The 1635-nt window shown below is 73.1% G+C and carries 3 protein-coding genes; 2 read left to right on the top strand and 1 reads right to left on the bottom strand.

What is annotated here, in order from left to right; genetic code table 11:
- Positions 1–14: 14 nt before the first annotated feature.
- Complete coding sequence (locus H5J30_RS31930; RefSeq protein ID WP_181791089.1) at positions 15–599, top strand: pyridoxamine 5'-phosphate oxidase family protein; 585 nt, start codon at positions 15–17, stop codon at positions 597–599.
- Between the two features lie 20 nt (positions 600–619).
- Positions 620–1174, top strand: coding sequence for a GNAT family N-acetyltransferase (locus H5J30_RS31925; RefSeq protein ID WP_181791087.1), 555 nt, complete (start codon positions 620–622; stop codon positions 1172–1174).
- Positions 1175–1230: 56 nt separating this feature from the next.
- On the opposite strand, the gene H5J30_RS31920 is transcribed toward H5J30_RS31925, so the two are convergent.
- Positions 1231–1635: TetR/AcrR family transcriptional regulator (locus H5J30_RS31920; RefSeq protein WP_181791085.1), on the bottom strand; the 405-nt coding region annotated here is incomplete at its 5' end.

The following is a 1635-nucleotide window of genomic DNA, read 5'->3' as shown; positions in this document are numbered from 1 at the left end:
CGCACACTCGTCGCATGGGGAAAACGTACGCACGCATCGACGGCCGGCTGCGCGCCTTCATCGAGGCGCAGCACATGTTCTTCACGGCGACCGCGCCGCTGGCGGCGGACGGCACCGTGAACCTCTCGCCGAAGGGGCTGACGGGCTCGTTCGCCGTCCTCGACGACCGCACCGTGGCCTACCTCGACTTCGCCGGCAGCAACGCCGAGACCATCGCGCACCTGCGGGAGAACGGCAGGATCACGCTGATGTGGTGCGCCTTCCAGGGCCCGCCGAACATCGTGCGGGTGCACGGCAGCGGTGAGCCGGTCTTCCGCGACGACCCGCGCTTCCCCGCCCTGCTCGAACACTTCCCCGCCATCGACCCGTCCCGGCACGGGCTGCGGGCGGTCGTCGTCGTGACCGCCGAACTGATCCGCGACACCTGCGGCTACGCTGTGCCCTTCATGGCCTACGAAGCCGACCGCGACCTGCACGGCAGGCGCTTCGAGCGGGAGGACGACGCCGGGCTGGACGCGTACTTCCGCAAGAAGGAGCACGTCGCCGCCAGCCTCGACGGACTGCCGGGGCTTCCGCTGCCGCTGCCGCCCACCCCGTGACCGAGGAGAGAGCCGCACCGATGCTGAGCACACCCCTGGCCGAAGGCGCGGAACTGACCACGCTGGAGCCGTGGCAGGCCGCGGAGCTCGCCGCGTTCACCGACCGCAACCGGGCGCACCTGGAGCCGTGGCTGCCCTGGGCGCACGCCGTCACCGACGAGGCCGGCGCCCGCCGCTTCCTCCAGGCGTACGCGGACAAGCAGGCCCGCGACGCCGGCCGGATGTTCGCCGTCCGGCTGGACGGCGAACTGGTCGGCGGCATGATCTACCGGCTCTTCGACACCGAGCAGGGTTCCTGCGAGCTGGGCGCCTGGCTGGCGCCGGAGGCGCAGGGCCGCGGGCTGGTCACGGAGGCGTCGCGCCGGATGATCGACTGGGCGGTGGGCGTACGCGGCCTGTCCCGCGTCGAGTGGCTGGTCGACCCGGCGAACAAGGCCAGCATCGCGGTGGCCAGGCGGCTCGGCATGAGCCACGAGGGAACGCTGCGCAGCCTGTTCGAGATGGCCGGCAAGCGGCACGACCTGGAGGTGTGGTCGCTGCTGAGCCACGAGTGGCAGGCGGCGCAGGGCGGTTGAGGCCGGTGCGGACGCGGGCGCGGACGTGGACGCGGGCCGGGTCGGCGGCGGGCGGGTCACCGGCGGTGCAGTACGTGGTCGACGACCTGCTGGACCTCGGCGGCGGTCAGCGGCTCCGGCCGCAGCAGCGACTGCAGGCTGAGGCCGTCGAGCACGGCCGAGAACGCGTCGATCGCGACCGGGTCGCTGGTGAACCGGCCGGCGATCTCCGCCAGCAGGCCGTGCCAGCGGCCCAGGACGGGGCGCAGCTCGGGGTGGCGGGCGGCGTAGAGGTACAGGTCGAACTCCGCGGCGCAGGCCGCGCCGTGCTCGTCCAGATACGCCGCCAGGTACTGCCCCAGGTCGGCGGTGTCGTACTCCTCGGGCAGCGCGTCGGCGAGCGCGGTCGCGTAGGCGTCGACGCTGTCGCGCAGCGTTGCTTCCAGCAGGTCGGCGACGGCCGGGAAGTGGTACGTGGCCAC

Origin of the sequence: Streptomyces phytophilus (assembly GCF_013870535.1) — a bacterium.
Taxonomy (GTDB): domain Bacteria; phylum Actinomycetota; class Actinomycetes; order Streptomycetales; family Streptomycetaceae; genus Streptomyces; species Streptomyces phytophilus.
The sequence above is the reverse complement of the archived record's forward strand: the minus strand, read 5'-3'. Positions and strand labels throughout refer to the sequence as shown.